The sequence below is a fragment of the Vibrio sp. Vb0667 genome, assembly GCF_033391095.1.
The window spans coordinates 1-3,160 of sequence record NZ_JAWPOL010000065.1 but is presented as its reverse complement, the minus strand read 5'-3'; the positions used below and the strand labels follow the sequence as shown (position 1 = coordinate 3,160).

General features: G+C 40.6%; 5 protein-coding genes. 3 read left to right on the top strand and 2 right to left on the bottom strand.

The annotated features are described in order from the left end of the window. Positions 1-85: 85 nt before the first annotated feature. Together R8269_RS23270 and R8269_RS23265 are read right to left on the bottom strand one after the other, a co-directional pair. Positions 86-376 (bottom strand): type II toxin-antitoxin system RelE family toxin, encoded by a 291-nt coding sequence (locus R8269_RS23270; protein ID WP_005377002.1) that lies wholly within the window; start codon positions 374-376, stop codon positions 86-88. Next, entirely contained in the window at positions 366-614 is a 249-nt protein-coding gene (locus tag R8269_RS23265; protein ID WP_005377003.1) for a type II toxin-antitoxin system Phd/YefM family antitoxin, read from the bottom strand. Before R8269_RS23265 ends, R8269_RS23270 begins: the two co-directional genes overlap by 11 nt. Positions 615-804: 190 nt before the next feature. On the opposite strand from R8269_RS23265, the gene R8269_RS23260 reads away from it, so the two are divergent. The 3 genes from R8269_RS23260 to R8269_RS23250 all read left to right on the top strand — a co-directional run bounded on the left by R8269_RS23260 (position 805) and on the right by R8269_RS23250 (position 2,960). After that, positions 805-1,119, top strand: a complete 315-nt coding sequence (locus tag R8269_RS23260; protein ID WP_171343458.1) for a hypothetical protein — start codon at positions 805-807, stop codon at positions 1,117-1,119. A 523-nt stretch (positions 1,120-1,642) separates the two neighbouring features. After that, positions 1,643-1,858 carry a hypothetical protein gene (locus tag R8269_RS23255; RefSeq protein ID WP_258476664.1) on the top strand — a complete coding sequence of 72 codons (216 nt, stop codon included), beginning with the start codon at positions 1,643-1,645 and terminating at the stop codon, positions 1,856-1,858. Positions 1,859-2,000: 142 nt separating this feature from the next. Then, the gene (locus tag R8269_RS23250) at positions 2,001-2,960 is read left to right on the top strand and encodes a phosphotransferase (RefSeq protein WP_042524270.1); all 960 of its coding nucleotides are present in this window, start codon (positions 2,001-2,003) and stop codon (positions 2,958-2,960) included. The last annotated feature ends 200 nt before the right edge of the window (positions 2,961-3,160 follow it).

Here is a 3,160-nt window from a genome sequence, read left to right as displayed (position 1 = left end):
CCAAATAGGCACGGATTTATCAGAGTTTATTTTAGGTTAGGGTGCATGTGCGTCTCTCACACCTTAACTGCGCGTTATACCGCAATCAATCATCTAACCTTTTCATGGCTTTACGGTAAACATCGCTACGTTCTCGTTTTCCGACTGCTAAGACGGTTACAATGATGACATCGTCTTCAACTTTGTAGACGAGACGGTAGCCCGATTGACGCAACTTAATTTTATACATGTTGTCAGCTCCAGAAAGTTTTGAAGCTGGAACATGTGGGTTATCTAAGCGCTCGATTAGCTTTTTCTTAAATTGTTGTTGCAGAGTAGAGCCAAGCTTTTTCCACTCTTTGAGTGCGCTCTTTTTAAAGTCGAGTTTATAGGTCATCAATATTTACCGAAATGCTCTCTTCAGATTCACGCTCTTTAGCGATAGCTAGTAGTTCAAGATCTTCGAGTCTGTCCATCATCATTTCGTACGCTTCGGCAGGTACGCAATAAAATGCTGGCTCATTTCGGTTTAATACTGCAACAGGTTCGCCATAAGCACTAGTTGCAACTTTCATAGGGTTAGCTTTCAATTCGGTAATGCTTGCAGCAACATCGGCTAAAATTCTAGTGGTCATATAATCGGTCTCTTAAGTGGTCTTTATGTTGGTCATTTTAGCCTCAACAAAGCGGTATAACAAGTTGCTTAAGAGTGATTCGCAACGCGTGGCATTTTTACTATGCGTCGGTTTATGTGTTTAAGGTATTATGCGGAGGCTAAGGTATTGCGTTGCTCACACCTTAGCAAGGCGTTATACAAATACAGGGATGAAAATGGAAATTACAGTTAAGAAAATATCGAAAAGGTCTCTTTTCAAAATGCTTTTTATCGGCTTTAGCTTAAGCTTCTTTGTTTTCTTTTTAATGTGTGGCATCGCATCCATATTTGGTGCGGAGACTGTAAAGTGGGAAGAAACACCAGTAACGGGTGTATCAGGTCTGTTACTAGCATTAGCAATGTGGCCAATATTTAGTTTTTTCCTAGCGTTGTTTATGTGGTGCTTTGTAGCATTTGGTTTGTGGATTTACTCTTTAGCTAAACCTCTTAACCTAGTCTTTAAAGAGACCGCAGAATCCAATTAACCATTTGTATAACAAACTGTTCAAGAGGGATTCGCAACGCGTGGCACTTTCACTATGCGTTGGTTTAAGTGATTAAGGTGGTGTGCGGTGGCTTCGGTATTGCGTTACTCACCCCTTAACAGGGCGTTATGCGTATCAGAGGATAAAATAAATTGTTCAAACATATAGCTGTACTACTTTCGATAATTCTTATGACATTCGGTACTTACCTATCTAAGTTCGGAGTTCCTGATGATGCTTCATCTTGGGCAAATTTGGGGTCATTTTCTGCTGGTACAGCTGCTGTTTTAATAGCCCTTTATGGTGTCATATATACGATTTGGCAGCATAGGAGTGGCAAGACTAAATATACAATCGAAGCTCATGTGCGATTGATGAGAACCTATAAATCTGCTCATAGCGGTGGTTACACAAACAGGGGTATGAGTTTTTAAAATGGCTGTGGCCTAATGCTGTTTCACAGCTAACCAGAGATGGAAAGGCAACAGTTGATGACATTTTAAAGAACTCAAACTTAAATGAGATGGCTCAATGGAAGCGCAGTCTTCTTAAAGTTGCACGCAAATTAATAGCACAGTTTGTGAATGAAATGAGTAGAGAAGAACTCAAGTTAGCATGGTTATATTGCTTAATAGATGAGCTTCCAAAAGAATACAAAAATGCAATAGCACCCAAATGGACTGAAGTCCCTTTGTCAGATAGTGAAAGAAGTCTTTTTGACGCGGTAAAAAACGCATAACAAAGCGTTTAAGACGGATTCACAACGCTTGGCAGTTTTGGTTTGAATCGGCTTTAGTGTTTACGGCACAATAGTTTAGGTTGGGTGGTTGCGTTGTTCACCACTTAACGCAGCGTTATGTACCTAAGGGGTAACTGGAATTATGAGTGATTTTGTTCGTAAGGTTGGTGAAAACTGGAGTCAGATTGGTGCTGGCGCTAGTATAAAACGTCAATCAGCTGGTGCGACGAATCATGTTTTTCGTATCCAATCCTCAGAGACTTATTATCTTAGAAAATATAGTGTTCGCAATGTTGCTAAGATCAAGTTAGAACATGAGCTGCTGAGAAAGTTATCGCAAAATTTGAATACTATAATTGCCCCTGTTTTGACGCGCGATCACCACTCCTTTTGTAAAATAGGTGATGAGTTTTATGCTCTATTTCCTGAAGCAAAAGGAACGTTAATCGAAAAAAGTGCTCTGTCTGAGTTTCATGCTTTTCAGTTGGGAAAAGCCCTTGCTGACCTGCATGTTCAACTCGCTTCCGAGGTTGGAAACGACTTTCCAACAATTGAGCTTTCTTGGGATAAAAGTGCTTGGGTCGATAGACTACAAAAAATAGTCGCTGCTATTGAAACAAATAGTGAATTTGATATGAATAACTCGGTGCTACGAAGAGTAAAACAACAGCGTGATTATCTAGCTAGCTCAGAAGCTACGCACTCATATACCCCGTTAACAAGCAGGCAATTAATCCACGGCGACTTTCATCATTTCAATGTCTTTTTTGATTCTAATTGCACAGTAAGCGATGTGATCGACTGGGATTTAGTGCAAAACATGCCTCCTGGTTATGAGTTGGCGAGAGCATGCATGTATATGTTCGATTTGGAGCTTCATAGGTCATTAGCTTTATTAAAAGGCTATCTGTCTGTCAAGCCTCTATCCCGATTAGAGCTTAACGATGGAGCAAAGGCGTGGGCTGTTTACGCCGACCACCATGTGTGGGCTTTGGAGGAAGTATTTTTAAAAAATAATACAGCGGCACAGAAGTTCATACCTCAAAGGGACTTTATCCCTTTTATGGAGCAGTGGTTCCAAATTGAAAGTGCCTTGTTTTGAGGCGGTACATAACAATCTGTTTAAGAGTGATTCGCAACGCGTGGCATTTTTTACTATGCGTTGGTTTTAGTGTTTAAGGTGGTATGCGGTAGCATCGGTATTACGTTGCTCACACCTTAACAGGGCGTTAGGCGACATGAGACAAACGATAGACTAGTGGGTAGTATCTTGGCGTGAATCTAGCTTCAGTTAACAGAAAA